The 16887-nt window shown below is 45.2% G+C and carries 16 protein-coding genes; 7 read left to right on the top strand and 9 right to left on the bottom strand.

All coding sequences use genetic code 11. The features are described 5' to 3' along the window. Positions 1-23: 23 nt before the first annotated feature. The gene (locus F6X55_RS02685) at positions 24-872 is read left to right on the top strand and encodes a dimethylarginine dimethylaminohydrolase family protein (protein ID WP_026570572.1); all 849 of its coding nucleotides are present in this window, start codon (positions 24-26) and stop codon (positions 870-872) included. 193 nt (positions 873-1065) lie between these two features. Here the strand turns inward: F6X55_RS02685 and F6X55_RS02680 are convergent, their stop codons facing one another. Beyond that, entirely contained in the window at positions 1066-1359 is a 294-nt protein-coding gene (locus tag F6X55_RS02680) for a hypothetical protein (protein WP_153461842.1), read from the bottom strand. 294 nt (positions 1360-1653) lie between these two features. Between F6X55_RS02680 and F6X55_RS02675 the strand changes: the two genes are divergently transcribed. The 3 genes from F6X55_RS02675 to F6X55_RS02665 are packed head-to-tail and all read left to right on the top strand — an operon-like array spanning position 1654 to position 4489. Continuing rightward, a complete protein-coding gene (locus F6X55_RS02675; RefSeq protein WP_051382045.1) occupies positions 1654-2040 on the top strand; it encodes a hypothetical protein in 387 nt (128 codons plus the stop codon). 49 nt (positions 2041-2089) lie between these two features. Next, the gene (locus F6X55_RS02670; RefSeq protein WP_026570570.1) at positions 2090-3418 is read left to right on the top strand and encodes a cytochrome ubiquinol oxidase subunit I; all 1329 of its coding nucleotides are present in this window, start codon (positions 2090-2092) and stop codon (positions 3416-3418) included. A gap of 27 nt (positions 3419-3445) precedes the next feature. After that, positions 3446-4489, top strand: a complete 1044-nt coding sequence (locus tag F6X55_RS02665; RefSeq protein ID WP_026570569.1) for a cytochrome d ubiquinol oxidase subunit II — start codon at positions 3446-3448, stop codon at positions 4487-4489. A gap of 56 nt (positions 4490-4545) precedes the next feature. Here F6X55_RS02665 and leuD read toward each other — a convergent pair whose 3' ends face one another. The 8 genes from leuD to ilvE form a co-directional block, all read right to left on the bottom strand. After that, positions 4546-5127: a 3-isopropylmalate dehydratase small subunit gene (leuD, locus tag F6X55_RS02660; RefSeq protein WP_026771447.1), complete on the bottom strand. Its 582-nt coding sequence runs from the start codon at positions 5125-5127 to the stop codon at positions 4546-4548. Between the two features lie 11 nt (positions 5128-5138). Continuing rightward, entirely contained in the window at positions 5139-6563 is a 1425-nt protein-coding gene (gene leuC / locus F6X55_RS02655) for a 3-isopropylmalate dehydratase large subunit (RefSeq protein WP_026771446.1), read from the bottom strand. A 37-nt stretch (positions 6564-6600) separates the two neighbouring features. Continuing rightward, the gene (leuB, locus tag F6X55_RS02650) at positions 6601-7707 is read right to left on the bottom strand and encodes a 3-isopropylmalate dehydrogenase (protein ID WP_026771445.1); all 1107 of its coding nucleotides are present in this window, start codon (positions 7705-7707) and stop codon (positions 6601-6603) included. A 55-nt stretch (positions 7708-7762) separates the two neighbouring features. After that, on the bottom strand, positions 7763-9307 hold the full coding sequence (locus F6X55_RS02645; protein ID WP_026771444.1) for a 2-isopropylmalate synthase: 1545 nt from the start codon (positions 9305-9307) through the stop codon (positions 7763-7765). Then, the gene (gene ilvC, locus F6X55_RS02640) at positions 9294-10328 is read right to left on the bottom strand and encodes a ketol-acid reductoisomerase (RefSeq protein ID WP_026570565.1); all 1035 of its coding nucleotides are present in this window, start codon (positions 10326-10328) and stop codon (positions 9294-9296) included. The genes F6X55_RS02645 and ilvC overlap by 14 nt, the downstream gene beginning before the upstream one ends. A gap of 57 nt (positions 10329-10385) precedes the next feature. Further along, positions 10386-10910 (bottom strand): acetolactate synthase small subunit, encoded by a 525-nt coding sequence (gene ilvN / locus F6X55_RS02635; protein ID WP_026570564.1) that lies wholly within the window; start codon positions 10908-10910, stop codon positions 10386-10388. Beyond that, on the bottom strand, positions 10907-12628 hold the full coding sequence (ilvB, locus tag F6X55_RS02630; protein ID WP_026570563.1) for an acetolactate synthase large subunit: 1722 nt from the start codon (positions 12626-12628) through the stop codon (positions 10907-10909). Before ilvB ends, ilvN begins: the two co-directional genes overlap by 4 nt. 423 nt (positions 12629-13051) lie before the next feature. Continuing rightward, positions 13052-13960: a branched-chain-amino-acid transaminase gene (ilvE, locus tag F6X55_RS02625; RefSeq protein ID WP_153461840.1), complete on the bottom strand. Its 909-nt coding sequence runs from the start codon at positions 13958-13960 to the stop codon at positions 13052-13054. Positions 13961-14537: 577 nt separating this feature from the next. On the opposite strand from ilvE, the gene F6X55_RS02620 reads away from it, so the two are divergent. The 3 genes from F6X55_RS02620 to F6X55_RS02610 all read left to right on the top strand — a co-directional run bounded on the left by F6X55_RS02620 (position 14538) and on the right by F6X55_RS02610 (position 16571). Continuing rightward, positions 14538-14738, top strand: a complete 201-nt coding sequence (locus F6X55_RS02620) for a cold-shock protein (RefSeq protein ID WP_026570561.1) — start codon at positions 14538-14540, stop codon at positions 14736-14738. Positions 14739-14822: 84 nt separating this feature from the next. Beyond that, positions 14823-15290 (top strand): DUF6884 domain-containing protein, encoded by a 468-nt coding sequence (locus F6X55_RS02615; RefSeq protein ID WP_153461838.1) that lies wholly within the window; start codon positions 14823-14825, stop codon positions 15288-15290. A gap of 420 nt (positions 15291-15710) precedes the next feature. After that, positions 15711-16571 (top strand): manganese catalase, encoded by an 861-nt coding sequence (locus F6X55_RS02610; protein WP_026570559.1) that lies wholly within the window; start codon positions 15711-15713, stop codon positions 16569-16571. Positions 16572-16887: the final 316 nt, after the last annotated feature.

Here is a 16887-nt window from a genome sequence, read left to right as displayed (position 1 = left end):
CGATTATTATCGGAGGGTAGCAAATGGAAATAAAAAGCGAGTATACCAATTGTTATAGCGAATATGGCAGGATGAAAAGAGTGGTCTTGTGCGAACCTCAATATATGACGATTCGGGATGTCATCAACGAAGTACAAAAGAAATTCAAAAATGAAGGGATCCATATAGAGAAAGCAGTGATGCAGCATCGTCAATTCGTCAGCAGGCTTCGCGAATTCGGTGTTGACGTTGTATTGCTTCCATATCATAAAAAGTTTCCTGAACAGGTATTCACACGTGATATCGGTTTTACTCTCGGTGAAACGATTTTTGTAGCAGAAATGGCCAGCGAAGTCAGAAAAGGGGAACAGGATCAGCTGAAGCAGTGGCTTGAGGATGAAGAAATTTCCTATTATAACCTTATTGGCAACCAAATAGAAGGCGGGGATGTCATGATTGACCGTGATGTGGTTTATGTAGGCCTCAGCAATCGTACAAACCGGCAGGCGGCTGAACATCTGAGCAGACTATTGACCAACTTAGAGGTTATTCCGATTCCTTTTGTTGAAAAATATTTACATCTCGATTGCGTATTCAACGTCATTTCCCCTACAGAGGCATTGTATTATCCCGAGGCACTCGGACAAAAAGAAATCGATTTGCTTGCTGCAAGATATGATTTGATTGAGGTAACAAAAGAAGAGCAGTTCAGACTTGGCACGAATGTCCTGAATATCGGAGACAAACGAGTCTTCAGCCTTCCTGTAAACAAACAAGTAAATGAGCAGCTGCGTGCCAGAGGCTACAAGGTAATCGAAGTGGATATAACCGAAATCATCAAGTCCGGCGGTTCTTTTCGTTGTTGTACACTGCCGTTGCTTAGAAAAGAGTGAAAACCTTAGCAGAGGTCATTTTTCTTGGAGGGAGCGAGAATTAGGGATCGGCGCCCAATTTAGTAAATTTAATAAGATTCAATAGCGAAAGGTATGTTCCGATAAGTTTGTCCTGCTAATCGGAACATACCTTTTTTGTCGGTGGTGGGCAAGGTGATTGCGCTGTTGCTCTATACAAGCCCGTTGTATTTCATCATCCAATAAAATCAATGTTTTCCACTACAATTTGTTCAGGATCCCAGTCTTCATATGGATTCGTATCAATTAATTCAGCAGTCACTTGTTGACCGAGTTGAAACGCATCTGGGTTTTCCACCATGATGGGATTGCCGTCAATATAAAGCAATTGTTCCTCTTCATCGATCAACGTAATTTCTCCTTTTAAATCGATTTTTTCTGCTTGATTATTTTGTTGGCAGCCGGTTATCAGAATAAGCGAAACTGTGATCGCTATCATCAGGGGGCGGATGGTAAGTGTCCTATTCATGGGTCCTTCTCTCCTGCTGAAGAATGTTGTTCCTAATTGGTACCCATCTGTTCAATTTGATAAACACGGAGGATGAATGGTGATTAGTGGTTTGGAAAAGAGGTCTGACAAAGGAAATAAGTAAGTTGCTAAGAGGAAACAGTCCATCTGAGTTTAAAAAGGGGAGGTAAACTCTAAATGCATATATTGGAACGGTGTTTCCTCTTATTATATATAGACGATTTTCTCTGTTTAATTGTTTCATTTTTTTTCGGTTTTCTCGTGATTATATCAAATGCATAGAAGTGGAGGATTATGGGCAGATTACAAGGGATATTTTGTTTAAAGCTTAAAGCGGAAGCTGGTCAGCTGCTTAAAGGAGTGGACATGTTTATGAAAACGAAAATCATTCTGTTATCGGGTTTAATGGTCATCGTAGGACCCTTCTCCGTTTTTGCTTCGCCAGAGAAAGTAGAAGAATCTTCTGTAGAGCATAACTGGGAACGGATGGACACGGAATACGAAATAGTTCCCGTCGATACTCATACATATACTGTTTGGCGCAACTTTATCCGGAAAACACGCAAATGCGATATTTCTCATCGTATTAAGACGGATGTCTGGTATTGTGACTTGCATCATCATACCCGGAGCTCTTCTTCCATCGATGAGATCATCCACAGTGAAGAGCATAGCCATTAACCTTTGGAAGTGACGGATAAAACTTGATTCGGAAGAAAGGGGGAGTGTTGTGGATCATTTAGAAACAGCAAGAGCCATGTTTGGTACGACGATGGCTTTCCATATCATATTTGCTACATTGGGCGTCGGTATCCCGCTTATGGTTTTGTTTTCTGAGCTGTTGTATCAAAAAACAAAGGATCGGGATTTTGCCGTGATGGCAAACCGCTGGACAAAAGGATTTGCTGTTTTGCTCGGAGTGGCGATTCCTTCCGGGACAATTGCCGGTGTGCAGCTGTCTCTGTTGTGGCCGGGGTTCATGGAAGTGATCGGCGAAGTAATGGCTCTGCCTTTCCAGATTGAAATTTATGCTTTTTTTGTGGAAGCATTATTCATGTCGATTTATGTGTATGCAGCCGATCGAATATCCCCTTGGATGCGGATTGTCAGCTTGTGTCTTGTAGCTTTGGGAGCAGTCGCGTCGGCAATACTGATTACGAATGTTCATGCATTCGAAGGGACGCCTGCCGGGTTTCGCATAGAGAATGGAGAAATTGTCGATGTAGATCCTTGGGCAGCCTTCTTTAACCCTTCTTTTTTCACTACTGCAGGACATGTGGTGGTTTCGGCGTATACGACAGGCGGATTCGTGATTGCGTCGATTGCCGCTTTCAAAATGTTGAGACAGCCGATAGGCAGCAGACTCCGCCGCTTTCACCAAAAAGCATTACTGCTCGGATTGACGGTCGGTGGAATATTTTCCTTACTCACAGCTTTCAACGGCCATGAGTCTGCACAGCTTTTACACGAATACCAGCCGGAAAAATTAGCAGCTGCCGAAGGCCTTTTTGAAACACAGGATTATGCTCCCCTAGCCATAGGAGGTTTTACAGACAGAGAAACAGAGGAAGTAAAATGGGCGATTGAGATTCCCTGGGCACTAAGTTTCTTGTCAGGCAATCGTTTTGATACGGTAGTCCAAGGGTTGAATGATTTTCCGGAAGAGTGGTGGCCGCCATTGTATGTCCATACTCTGTTCAATGCCATGGTAGGAATTGGTTCCTTGCTCATCCTTATTGCTGCAGGTGGCTTAGGCTGGTATAAATTTATAAAAAAACGTCCTTTTCCCAAGCCATTGATGGGGTTGTTCATCGCCTCGGGTCCATTGGCGGTACTGGCAATCGAATTTGGATGGATATTTGCTTGTACAGGCAGACAGCCATGGGTTATTTACCGGATGATGACGACCGAAGACGCTGTTACCGGCTCGACACAACTCGGCATCCTTTTCCCGCTGTTTGGGCTTGTTTATACCGTTTTAGGCATAGCGGTAATTCTCGTTTTGCGTTTCTATTTTAAAAAGCATCCTGTTCAGAATGAAATTGATATGCAAGAGTAGACGGAAGAAGGAAGGAGAGAGTGTCTCATGCCGGATGTTTTAATTGCCATTACGGTCCTGTGGGGGTTTATATTTATCTATTCGGTTATGGCTACCATGGATTTCGGAGCCGGCTTTTGGTCGATGGTATATATCAACAAGGAAAGGACCAATGCAACCAATATAGCAAATCGTTATCTTTCCCCGACTTGGGAGGTCACCAATGTGTTCATTGTAGCTATAGTGGTTGCGTTATTCAGCTTCTTCCCGGGGGCTACATTCACTTTAGGGACCGTCCTGCTGATACCGGGAAGTATCATCCTTTTGTTGTTGGCTGTACGCAGTGGCTTCTTGGTGTTTTCTCACATTGCAGAAGAATACCGCAAACCGTTGACGTATATTTCTGGGATTACAGGGTTTATAATACCTGGTTTGCTGATCCTGGTCCTTCCTGTGACACATGGTAACTATATCGAGGTTCGGAATGGGGTGGAACAATTGCTTTTCGGAGAATTGATGACCAGTTTTCACGCCTGGACGTTTATCGGGTTTGCAATCAGCAGCACCTTGTTTTTGTCATCTCTGCTGTTAGCCGATTTTTCCAACCATGCGGATGAAAAAGAAGCCTATCGGATTTATCGGCGTGACGCGCTCTTGTTGGGACCTGTTACGCTGCTGATGGCTCTCCTTGTCATGTTGACCATGCGTTATGAAGCTGTATGGCTTTATCAGGGGATGATGGAACATTTGCCGTTTTTGTTGGCATCTGCCTTTGCATTTTTACTGGCAGGAGTGTTTCTTTATCTCCCGTTAGGCAAGCGCAAATTGGGTTGGCCAAGGCTGGCTGTCATCGTTATCGTACTGCAATATTTACTGGCAAGTTATGCGTATGGAAGGGCCCATCTTCCTTATCTGGTGTATCCGACGATCACTATCGAGGATGGTTTCACCAATCCGGATGCCTTTCGGGCATTGTTCGTTTCTTATATCTTCGGTTTCGCTATTTTATTTCCTGGCTTCATCTATTTTTGGAAGTTGTTCATGAAAGATAAACGGTATGCGAAACAACAAAAATCAGGATACAGCGAATAGCGGCGGGGCAAGGCCGGTCCATTTGCGCGCCAGCCCCGCTCGTTTACTATAGGCTGTCAGTGCGAAGATTCATAGTCGGCGATATCTTGTTCGTAGTTGAGAGTAACGGCGATTTCATCCCATCCATTGAGCAGCATTTCTTTTTGATAGGCCGGCAGGTCAAAATCGGCTGAAAAACCTTGGCTGTCGGTTATTTGCTGTTCCTGCAAATCTACTGTTATGCGGTATTGCCGGTTTTCTGATTTTTCTATCAGCTCTTCTGTATTACTTTCGTTCAACCGGATGGGGAGGATTCCGTTTTTCGTACAATTATTATAAAAAATATCGGCGAAACTAGGAGCGATTATCACTTTAAATCCATAATCCTGTAACGCCCAAGGTGCATGTTCTCGCGAGGAGCCGCAGCCGAAATTTTCACCTGCCACCAGTATGGAAGCACCGACATACTTTTGGTCATTAAGGGAGAATTCCGGCTTTTCTTTTCCATCATCTGTGAAACGCCAGTTATAAAATAAAAATTCGCCAAATCCTTGTCGTTCTATTCTTTTGAGAAATTGTTTCGGAATGATTTGATCCGTATCGACGTTGGCTCTATTCAACGGGTAAACCAGTCCTTCATGCTTTTTTATCGGTTCCATTTTTTCACCTCTTATGATTGCATTGTGGCTTCGGTAAATTTTCTGACGTCGACAAAGTGACCTTCAATAGCAGCTGCCGCAGCCATTTCAGGGCTGACAAGGTGTGTCCGTGCCCCGTTGCCTTGACGGCCTTCAAAGTTTCGATTGGAAGTGGACGCGCAGCGTTCTCCTGGCGGTACAATATCATCATTCATTGCGAGACACATGCTGCAGCCTGCATCACGCCATTCGAAGCCCGCCTGGGTAAAAATGACATCCAAGCCTTCCGCTTCGGCAGCAGCTTTGACACTGAATGATCCGGGGACGACAATGGCTTGCACTTTTTTGTGTACCTTCTTGCCTCTGATCACATTCGCTGCTCTTCGCAAGTCGCTTAACCTGGAGTTTGTACAGGAGCCGATAAATACGTGCTCAATGGGTACAGTATCCATCCGTTGTCCTGGCTCAAGGTCCATATACTCCAGCGCTCGTTCGATTTCTTCTTTCTTGCTGGTTGTCTCAGCGTGTATTGGATCAGGGACAGAGGCACTTACAGGTATGCACATCCCTGGATTCGTCCCCCAGGAAACCTGTGGTTCGATTTCCTCTGCATCGATGACAACCGTTGCGTCGTAAACAGCGCCAGGATCGGTTGCCAGCGCTTTCCATTCCTTGGAGATTGCTTCGTATGCTTCCTGGTCTTGTGGCACGTGTCGTCGTCCGCGCAAATATTCGACCGTATTATCATCTGGACTGATCAATCCCGCCCGTGCACCTGCTTCGATAGACATGTTGCATACTGTCATCCGCTCTTCCATAGTCAGTTCGCGAATCGCTTCGCCAGTATATTCTATGACATATCCTGTGCCGAAACGGACACCGAACTTGGCGATGATGGCCAATATCAAGTCTTTGGAAGTTACGCCTTTTCCCAGTTTGCCGTTCACTTGGACATTCAGGCTTTTTGGTGGGACCTGCCATAGTGTTTGTGTTGCGAGGACGTGCTCGACTTCACTGGTACCGATCCCGAATGCCAATGCACCGAATGCACCATGTGTAGAGGTATGGCTATCGCCGCAAACAATTGTCTTGCCCGGTTGAGTCAAACCCAGTTCAGGTCCGATTACATGAACGATCCCCTGGTCGGGATGGTCGATATCTGCAAGTGAAATACCGAATTCCTTGCAATTATCTTTCAGTGTTTGCATCTGTTTCTTTGAAATAGCATCTTTGATGATATTGCGATGTTTTGTAGGAACATTATGGTCCATTGTTGCATAGGTAAGCTCCGGTCTGCGGACGTTCCGGTTTTTCATTCTGAGCCCTTCGAAAGCCTGGGGAGAGGTGACCTCATGAACCAAGTGCAAGTCAATATACAGTAAATCCGGTTTATCCTGCTCTTGATGGACGACATGCCGCTCCCAAATCTTTTCAATAATCGTTTTTGGTTTGCTCATTTTCCCAACTCCCTGCAATCAAGATTTTATAGTTTGGTTATACATAACAATTCAGGATACTGACGGTAGCACTTTGTGACTTTATCAATTCCACAATCATTTTCGTCATTTCCGCCGTACCGACCTTGTGGCCGTTAACAACTTCTAAATCGGCAGTGTGATAGCCATCGTCGAGGATGGCCTGGACCGCTGTTTCAACTAAATGGGCTTCCTTTTCCATTTGGAAGGAATGCCTCAACATCAGGGCAGTCGACAAAATCATGGCTAAAGGGTTGGCCACACCTTTACCGGCAATATCCGGGGCTGAACCATGGACTGGTTCATAAAGACCGACACCGGCTTGATTCAAACTGGCCGAAGGGAGCATTCCAAGCGAACCGGTTAAGACGGATGCTTCATCGCTTAGAATATCGCCAAACATGTTTTCCGTTACAATCACGTCGAAAGATCCCGGATTTGTGACAAGTTTCATCGCAGCCGCATCGACAAGCATGTGCTCGACCATTACATCTGGATATTGTGCTTGTTTTTCCTCGACTATTTCTCTCCAAAGCTTGCTTGATTCCAAAACGTTTGCTTTATCGACAGAAGTGAGATGTCCTTTCCGGAGCTGAGCGCTTTGAAAAGCTTTATCGACAATTTGTTCGATTTCTTTTTTAGTATAGGCGAGTGTGTCCACAACCGATTGTCCGTCAGCACTGCGTCCGCTAGGTGTACCAAAGTATAAACCACCGATAAGTTCTCTCACGATCAACAGGTCACTGCCGTTGACTACTGATTCCTTTAGCGGGGATGCATGCAGCAGATTGGGAAAAGCTTTTACCGGACGGAGATTCGCGAACAGATTGAGTGCTTTTCGGATACCCAGCAGTCCCTTCTCCGGGCGGAGGTGGGAGGGAAGGCGATCCCATTTTGGTCCGCCGACCGCTCCTAGCAATACGGCATCTGCCTGTGCACAGGCGGTCACCGTGGAATCCGGAAGGGGGGTGCCGTGCAAATCTATTGCACACCCGCCAATGTCCTGTATCTCAAATGTAAAGCTATGATCAAATTCTCCTGCGACGGCCTCCAGTACATCTTTGGCGGATTGGATGACCTCTTTTCCAATCCCGTCACCAGGAAGAAGGACAATATGTTTTTTCATTTTGGATCCTCCTGTCAAAAGTGTCTTCAAAGTAGTATCTCTCCAATACGGTTACCTAAAGCTGGGCAGTTTCGTGTGCGACAGTTCTTTTATTAAGGAAAACCCGATTCACGGCATTTAGAAATGCATGGGCAGCTGCTTCCAAAACATCCTGGGCAGAACCGCGTCCACTTACTGTTGCCTCATTGACGGTCATATTGACATGGACTTCAGCCAAAGCGTCTCGACCTTTTCCAATCGAGCTTAAATGAAAGTCGGTTAAATGAATGGTTTCTTCGACTAACGCCTCGATTGTGTTATAAAGAGCTTCGACACTGCCTTGGCCGGTTCTTGCCGTTTCCACTCTTGTACCTTCCGGGGTAGTCAGAGCAACAGTGGCTGTCGGCATATTGGAAGAACCATATTGGACTTGGAAGGCTTGCAGACTATATTTTTTCAAATCGTCAAGATTAGTCTGCACATCGATTAAAATCGTGAAAAGGTCGTCGTCGGTCACTTCCTTTTTGCGATCGGTTAGTTGTTTGAATGCTTGGAATGCTTCACTGACTTTATCTTCGGAAAGCTTGTAGCCAAGCTGTTCAATCTTATCTTTAAAAGCATGTCTGCCGGAATGTTTTCCCAGCACAAGATTGTTTGACTGGACTCCTACAAGTTCGGGAGTGATGATTTCATAAGTCGATGCATTTTTTAACACTCCATCCTGGTGGATGCCCGATTCATGGGCAAAAGCATTGCGGCCGACGACGGCTTTATTGGCAGGTACGGCCATTCCGGAAAATTTGCTGACGAGATCACTGGTCCGCTTGATCTCTTTTAAGCGCAGATTGGTTTGGTAGGGGTATTTGTCTTGCCGAATGTTCAAAGCCACTGCAAATTCTTCAAGTGCTGCGTTACCAGCCCGTTCACCAATCCCGTTGATTGTCCCTTCAATTTGGGTCGCGCCGTTTTCTGCCGCTGCGAGTGAATTTGCCACCGCCATACCCAAGTCATCATGACAGTGGGCTGACAGTGCTACTTGGTCGATGTTGGGCACATGTTTTTTCATATAACGGAACAAAGCACCGTATTCTTCAGGGGTCGTGTAACCCACTGTATCTGGTAAATTAATCACTGTCGCTCCTGCCTCGATCACTTTTTCGACGATGGCGGCAAGAAAGCTCAAATCAGATCGAGTGGCGTCCTCGGCAGACCATTCGACGTGTGTAAATCTCTGTTTTGCGTAAGATACCATTTCGACCGCTGTCTGGATTACTTCTTCAGGCGTTTTTTTCAATTTATGCGTCATATGAATGGGGGAGGTAGCCAAAAAGATATGCAGCCTTGGTTCATCCGCGTCTTTCAATGCCTCCCAGGCAATATCGATATCCGTCTTCTTCGCTCTTGCCAAACCGGTCACCGACACGTTTTTGATGGTGCGGGCAATATTTTTGACAGCTTCAAAGTCACCTTTGGAGGAAGCGGGAAATCCCGCTTCCATGATGTCAACTCCAAAACGTTCCAATTGCTTGGCGATTTCCAGTTTCTCCAACTGGTTTAAGTTGACCCCGGGGGATTGTTCTCCATCCCGAAGGGTTGTGTCGAAGATTTTAATTGGACCCATTGGTGACCACTTCTTTCTTTTTTGAGTTCAGCGGCTGTTTGACAAACGGCATCAACTCACGAAGCTCGCGTCCCACTTTTTCGATGGAATGATTGTTCTCTTTGACATTGATTGCATTGAACTGCGGGCGGTTCGCCTGGTTTTCCAAGATCCATCCTTTGGCAAAAGCACCGGTTTGAATGTCCGATAGAACTTCCTTCATGCGGGATTTGGTATCCTCGTTCACCACTCTTGGTCCTGAGACAAAGTCTCCCCACTGCGCAGTATCGGAAATCGAGTAGCGCATGTTTTCCAAACCGCCCTCATACATCAAATCAACAATCAGTTTTAATTCATGCATACACTCAAAGTAAGCTACTTCCGGTTGGTATCCTGCTTCCGTCAAGGTTTCAAATCCGGCTTTTACCAGACTGGTCAGCCCGCCGCAAAGTACGGCCTGTTCTCCAAACAAGTCTGTTTCCGTTTCTTCTTGGAAGGATGTTTGCAAAATTCCGGCACGTCCGGCACCAATACCTTTTGCATATGCCAAGGCTGTTTGTTCCGCTTCCCCGGTGGCATCCTGGAAGATTCCGAACAATGCTGGAACGCCGGCACCTTCTTGGAAGGTTCTGCGAACAAGATGGCCCGGTCCTTTAGGTGCGACCAGAAAAACATCGACGTCTGCCGGAGGGACCACCTGATTGAAGTGGATATTAAAACCGTGAGCAAAAGCCAACGCATTGCCTGGAGAAAGGTTCGGTTTGATGCTTTTTTCGTAAACATTCGGCTGGAGTTCATCCGGAAGCAAAATCATCACCACGTCGGCTTGAGCAGTGGCATCTGCAACGGACTTAACATCAAGGCCGTCTTCGACTGCTTTATCCCAAGATTTTCCTTCTCTAAGGCCGACAACGACATCAAAACCGCTTTCCCTTAAATTCAAGGCATGTGCGTGACCTTGGGAACCATACCCGATGATCGCGATTTTCTTTGCTCTTAAGCTTTCTTCATGAATATCATTGTGATAAAGTACTTTTGTCATTTGTAGACATCCTTTCATTTCTATATTGTTTTTATAAAAATTGGCTTCTACCAACATTTATCTATTTAGTAAAGAATAGGAGGGGAGTTCCGTCGTTTGCGGTTGGTGTCCCCGTAAAAAAGCAGTCATCCCTGTCCGCGCCAATTCTTTGATTCCATAAGGGCGGAGCAGTTCAATTAGCGCTTCGATCTTCTCTGGCTTTCCGGTAACCTGAATGGACAAACTGTCTTTGGAAACATCGATGATCGTGGCGCGGAAAGGTTCGATAATCCCTTGAAGTTCGTTACGGAGCTGGCCGGCGGAGACAACTTTTATCAAGGCCAGCTCTCGTGCCACGATTGCTTTGTCGGTTATATCAGTGACTTTCAATACGTCGATTTGTTTGTTCAGTTGTTTCGTGAGCTGCTCCAGCTTTTGATTATCTTCCACTTCTACTACCAAGGTCATTTTTGAAATACTGTCTGTTTCCGTTCTGCCAACGGAAATACTTTCTATATTAAACTGGCGCTTTTGCAATAAACCGGTTATCCGGTTAAGCACACCGCTTCGGTTTTGTACGGTTGCTGTTATGATTCGTCTCATGGTTTCACCCCGATCATTTGATGAAGTCCTTTGCCCGGCGCTATCATCGGATAGACGTTCTCTTGCTGGAGTACACGGCAATCCAGGACAACAGGACCGTTGTATGAAAATACTTCCGGTAGTAAATCAAGGAAGTCTTCCTGGTTATCGACGCGATAACCTCGAATGCCGTAACTGTCGGCAAGTTTCACAAAATCCGGTTGTATTTGGAGCAGTGATTCCGAATAACGCTCCTCATAGAAGGTTTCCTGCCACTGTCTTACCATCCCGAGAGCGCCATTGTTTACAATGATCACTTTTACAGGCAATCGTCGTTCTTGCAGAACGGAAAGTTCTTGGAGAGTCATTTGAAATCCGCCATCTCCTACAAAGGCGATGACTGTTTCCTCCGGTTTGGCCAGCTGGGCGCCGATTGCGGCGGGAAACCCGAACCCCATGGTTCCCAATCCGCCAGAAGTCACCCATCTGTCCGGTTCTTCAAAAGCGTAATATTGTGCTGCCCACATTTGATGCTGTCCGACATCTGTCGTCACAATGGCATTGCCATTGGTAATCTTGTGGACGGCTTCGATTACCCATTGCGGTACCATTTCTTTTACAGGATTTTTATACCACAGAGGATTCTCTTGTTGATAGCCAGAAAGGTGTTGAAGCCACTCATCATGTTCTGCGCTACTTTCAGCATGAAAGGACAGAGCCTGCAATGCAGCTTTCGAATCAGAAACGACTGGTATATGTGTTGTTACATTTTTTCCTATTTCTGCAGGGTCGATATCGATGTGTGCAACTGTTGCCGATGGCGCAAAATGTTGCAAGTTTCCAGTCAAACGATCATCGAAGCGGGCGCCGATGTTAATCAACAAATCACACTCATAAAGCGCTCTGTTTGCGGTGAACGTGCCATGCATTCCTGCCATTCCCAAAGCAAGCGGGTGGCCGCCCGGAAAACTTCCAAGACCAAGTAAGGTTGTGGCGACAGGGAGGGAATGTTTTTCGGCAAATGTCCGCAACTCTTCCGATGCGCTGCCGAACATGACGCCTGCGCCAGCCAAAATAACGGGTTTTTCGGCGGTTTCCAGCACATTGGCCAGTTTCTTTAACTGCAAGGGGTTCGGCTTGATGTTCGGTTGGTAGCCCGGCAAGTGAAAATCGTCTTCGTATTCATCTTTGCATGGATTGGCTGAAATATCTTTTGGAATATCGACTACCACTGGGCCGGGTCTTCCGGTACTCGCTATATGGAATGCTTCCTTTACAATCCTCGGAAGGTCGCTGACATGTTGAACTTGATAGTTATGTTTGGTGATGGGCGTCGTGATGCCCATGACGTCTGCTTCTTGAAAGGCGTCTGTTCCGATTACCCCTCGGGCAACTTGGCCTGTGAATATGACAAGCGGTAAGGAATCAATCATGGCATCGGCAATGCCGGTAACGAGATTGGTAGCCCCTGGTCCAGAAGTGGCGATGACAACTCCTGGTTTTCCCGATACACGGGCATATCCTTCGGCAGCATGGATGGCACCTTGTTCATGCCTGGTGAGAATATGGGTGAATGATTCTCTTGCTTTGTAAATGGCATCATAGATAGGGAGCACAGCACCTCCCGGATAACCAAACAAGATATCCACCTTTTCCTTGATCAGTGATTCAACAAGCAAATCCGCTCCAGTTTTTGTTTCGATACGGGGTGCTGTCCCCGGTTTTGTCTGTACTTTCACCTGAAAATCCCTCCAATATAGTTTGAATTTTAGGAAATTTATAATTGTTGGTGTACTGCTTACCTGTGTGGCACTTTGATTTCCTAAATAAAAAAGACTTTTTCTTCCTCAGATAAACTGCGTATGTGCAGAATATCAGGGGAGAAAAAGTCTTTTCACGGTACCACCCTGTTTTTACAGCCTTCTCACGAAGACCGCCTCTGGAAGCAAGAAATGTTTTCATTGCTTCATTGGTAACAGGCAGATTTGGATATGCTGCCTGATCAAGCCTACTATATGGTTCAGCTCGACACTCAGGGACGATGTCAGAATAAGGTGTATTTCCGGGCTTCCAGCAACCCCGGCTCTCTGTGAATACAGGTTCTTATTCCTTTGTTCCCGTCATTGATTTCATGATTTATTTTTAGTTATTCTCAGTGTGATTTAACTGACAACTGCATTATTGTTTAGATCAGGGTAACACTTGACACCGTCATTGGTGACGACTTTCCAGAATTCCTTCAATAACTGATTGGTGATTCTGCCCGGTCTGCCATCATTTATTTTTCTGCCATCTACTTCAACGACAGCAATGACTTCAACAGCTGTGCCAGTCAAAAATACTTCATCCGCTACATAGACATCATGTCTGGTGAAAGGCGTTTCTTTCACTGTATATCCGTTTTCCTTAGCCAAATCAATGATGGCATTGCGAGTAATTCCTTCCAAGGCTCCAAGATAGACAGGCGGGGTGATGATGATATCGTCTTTGACGACAAAGACGTTATCGGCGGAACCTTCTGTCACATAGCCTTGATCATTAAGCATCAATGCTTCATCGACGCCTGCCTGGTTCGCTTCCAGCTTTACAAGGATGTTATTTAAATAATTGAGCGATTTTATTTGGGGACTGAGCACATCCGGCCGGTTTCTACGGCTGGCTACTGAGCCCATTCGAAGACCGCGCTCATAGAGTTCTTTTGGAAATAGAGCGAGAGCTTCCGCGATTACTACCAGCCGCGGTTCAGAGCAGTTTAATGGATCTAATCCCAGATTGCCGGAACCCCGGGAAACAACTACACGGATATATGCATCTTCCAGCTGATTTTTACGGATTGTATCGACAATAATCTGTGTCAGCTCCTCCTTGGTGTAGGGCACTTCCAACAAGATGGAACGGGCAGATTCAAAAAGCCTTTGCAGATGTTCATCAAGTTTGAAGACATTCCCGGCATAAGCCCGGATTCCTTCAAATACCCCGTCTCCATATAGAAAACCATGGTCATATACTGAGACGACTGCTTCTTCTTTCTTGACGAATTCACCACTCAGAAATATCCATTGACTACTCATGCTCAACCACTCCTTTCTGTCAAAATGTTAAATTAAGTTATCCTATTTCGCTGTGCCGGAAAGGGGGTGGACCGATGTCCTTTTTAATTTGAAAAAAATTGGTTCAGCCCCGTCACCAAAAGTTTTTGATTACTTTATTTTCATTCGAAATTGTTAGGATTGACGACAATAATACAACCATTTAAAGGGGAGGTCAACAGGTAAAACGAAAGTTTTCTGATAGTTTAGATAAATCAGAAAACTAGTAAGCGCTTACAACGCTTGTTTGTCAATAAATCTGACAAAGATAACTTTTTTGAAAATATTTTTGCCCGGTTTGCTTCTGTCTTCCTGACAAGTTCTCTGTATTGCAATATAGAAAGAGAGTAGTCCTAGACATTTGCACAATGGAAGCGCCAAAAAAATTTACCAAAGATAGTTAAAAGACTTGGAAATGTCTAACGGATTTGTTATTATAATATTAGCTATTTTGTTCGTGACCGCTTCAAGTAATTGAAACACCAACAATCTTTGTTGAGGTAAGAGCAAGAATAGTAATACATGTGTGTGGAAGAACCACACAAGGAGGAAATGTTTCATGGCACAAGGAAAAGTAAAATGGTTTAACGCAGACAAAGGTTTCGGTTTTATCGAAGTAGAAGGACAAGACGATGTATTCGTTCATTTCTCTGCTATTCAAGAAGAAGGTTTCAAAACACTTGAAGAAGGTCAAGAAGTGACTTTTGATGTTGAAGAAGGAAACCGTGGACCACAAGCAGCTAACGTTGTAAAAGCGTAAATTAGCTGATGATAAAAAAGGCAAACCTTTTCGGTTTGCCTTTTTTTGATGTTTGCAACTCACTGACGAAGGAGAAGTAAGAAAATGAAACAATTATGCATCATACCCTGCGGAAAGAAAAAGGTATGGGATAAACAGGCAGATGCCGGTCCTGTAACTGCAAGAAATGCATACATCGGCACATTTCACCGTTTGTGTGAAGCATACGCCGAGCATTTCAATATGGATTGGGTCGTATTGTCTGCGAAGCACGGATTCCTGCTTCCGACGGATATCGTACCGGAAAACTATGATTTAACATTCAATCAGAAAAGTGACCAAATCGTCACAGCGGATTTTCTGGCAAGCCAGCTGAAATATAAGCGATTGGATGTTTACCGACGTCTTGTTGTCCTTACCGGAAGAAAGTACAAGCCTATCATTTCTGCTGCCTTTTCCGGGATAAATCCTGAGATGTTTTTTCCGTTGGAAGGATGCAAAGGAATAGGCCATATGCAGCAGCGCTTGAAATCCGCAGTGGCTGACAATACTCCGATTCATCCAGAAAGCTGATCATCTGTTCGCCTCAACATTGCAGGAGGATGTTCCTTCCCGTTTCCTCCTGAGTATGCTCATTCTTTAAAGCTTCAAAATATCGCTCCTGAAATTCCACGTTTCCCTGATGAATCAAATCCCGTTTCGGTGATGCAAACAAGCCAAAACCTACCTTTCAAACCTAAGGTTAAGAACTTGCAAGCATTTACATTGTCCACTATCCTTCCGGAAATCCGCATCTCTTTGTTCTGTCCGCTTTCCATCCAATCCTATGATGGAATAGCAACAAACCATGTGAATAAGCCTCGCCTGTGGATGTTTTTCTGGTTGCGAATGAAAAACTCATCCTGTATCCTTCACCCTTTTAACTAGAGATGAATACCTAATAAAGGAGGGGGCATTAACCCAATAAAAATTACCATTAAGGAAGTGGATAAATTGTTCTATCACGTAAATGAGCTTCAATATCGTTCAAAGCCTGACTGTCCGGACCCCGTGTATGCCAAAAAACTGCAAGAAGTTTTAGGCGGACAGTTCGGGGAGATTTCCGTGGCCATGCAGTATTTATTTCAAGGCTGGAACACCAGGGGAGATGGAAAATACCGGGATTTATTAATGGACACCGGAACAGAGGAACTAGCCCATATTGAAATGCTGGCCACAATGATAGCCAGGCTTCTTGATGGAGCTCCCGATGTGGAACTGGATGAAGCTGTTCAAAACCCGGTTGTCGCCGCAATTCTCGGAGGAACAAACCCGCAACATGCAATCGTATCGGGGCTTGGGGCAATGCCTGCAGACAGCGTGGGTAATCGCTGGACAGCTGATTATATCATTGCCAGCGGCAATCTGTTAGCGGATTTTCGTGCAAATTTGAACGCTGAATCCCAAGGAAGACTTCAGGTTTGCCGTTTATATGAAATGACGGATGACCGGGGTGTGAAAGATATGTTGTCCTGGCTGATCGCCAGAGATACCATGCATCAAAATCAATGGCTTGCTGCGATTAGAGAACTGGAGTCCAAAGAAAATATCGTGGTGCCTAGTACGTTCCCTCGAAACCTTGAAAAGCAGGAAGTGGCTTATACCTTGTTTAATTTTTCTAACGGGAACGCCAGTGCTGAAGGCCGGTGGGCTCATGGTCCTAGCATGGATGGATGCGGTATGTTCAATTACGTAGAACACCCGATTCCTTTCGGTAAGAAACCAAAACTGCCACCTGCCCCTCCATATATTTTCAATACGCCATTGTTCGCCATGCGCAATTCAGATGACTATCCGGATCCCAACATGATGTGATCGATAGTCTTTATGGATTCGGTAGATTGGAATGAATTGCATTTACGACTGCTCCGGCAGGATACTGCGCTTACCACGGATATGACTGGAAATGGTTGCACTCTTTATTGAAGGTTGCAACCATTTGCATTTTGCTAAGTCAATTTGCAGGACAATCAAACCGAACGAATTCGACTCGTTCGGTTTTTGTTAATGAATTAGAAAACCCCTGGCAATGCCAGGGGTTCCGGAGAGCTTACAGCGTGGTAATAAAAAAACCTCACTTCATGGTAGGATAAAGTTGGTTTCCCGACCACTTCATCTCACCAAAGAAGGA

The sequence above is a fragment of the Sediminibacillus terrae genome (assembly GCF_009602435.1).
Lineage (GTDB): Bacteria > Bacillota > Bacilli > Bacillales > Amphibacillaceae > Sediminibacillus > Sediminibacillus terrae.
The sequence above is the reverse complement of the archived record's forward strand: the minus strand, read 5'-3'. Positions and strand labels throughout refer to the sequence as shown.

Bases quoted from the DNA above. Each gene is read 5' to 3' on its own strand.
- F6X55_RS02685 (WP_026570572.1), top strand. From the start codon at position 24: ATGGAAATAAAAAGCGAGTATACCAATTGTTATAGCGAATATGGCAGG.
- F6X55_RS02680 (WP_153461842.1), bottom strand. From the start codon at position 1,359: ATGAATAGGACACTTACCATCCGCCCCCTGATGATAGCGATCACAGTT.
- F6X55_RS02675 (WP_051382045.1), top strand. From the start codon at position 1,654: ATGGGCAGATTACAAGGGATATTTTGTTTAAAGCTTAAAGCGGAAGCT.
- F6X55_RS02665 (WP_026570569.1), top strand. From the start codon at position 3,446: ATGCCGGATGTTTTAATTGCCATTACGGTCCTGTGGGGGTTTATATTT.
- leuD (WP_026771447.1), bottom strand. From the start codon at position 5,127: ATGGAACCGATAAAAAAGCATGAAGGACTGGTTTACCCGTTGAATAGA.
- leuC (WP_026771446.1), bottom strand. From the start codon at position 6,563: ATGAGCAAACCAAAAACGATTATTGAAAAGATTTGGGAGCGGCATGTC.
- leuB (WP_026771445.1), bottom strand. From the start codon at position 7,707: ATGAAAAAACATATTGTCCTTCTTCCTGGTGACGGGATTGGAAAAGAG.
- F6X55_RS02645 (WP_026771444.1), bottom strand. From the start codon at position 9,307: ATGGGTCCAATTAAAATCTTCGACACAACCCTTCGGGATGGAGAACAA.
- ilvC (WP_026570565.1), bottom strand. From the start codon at position 10,328: ATGACAAAAGTACTTTATCACAATGATATTCATGAAGAAAGCTTAAGA.
- ilvN (WP_026570564.1), bottom strand. From the start codon at position 10,910: ATGAGACGAATCATAACAGCAACCGTACAAAACCGAAGCGGTGTGCTT.
- ilvE (WP_153461840.1), bottom strand. From the start codon at position 13,960: ATGAGTAGTCAATGGATATTTCTGAGTGGTGAATTCGTCAAGAAAGAA.
- F6X55_RS02620 (WP_026570561.1), top strand. From the start codon at position 14,538: ATGGCACAAGGAAAAGTAAAATGGTTTAACGCAGACAAAGGTTTCGGT.
- F6X55_RS02615 (WP_153461838.1), top strand. From the start codon at position 14,823: ATGAAACAATTATGCATCATACCCTGCGGAAAGAAAAAGGTATGGGAT.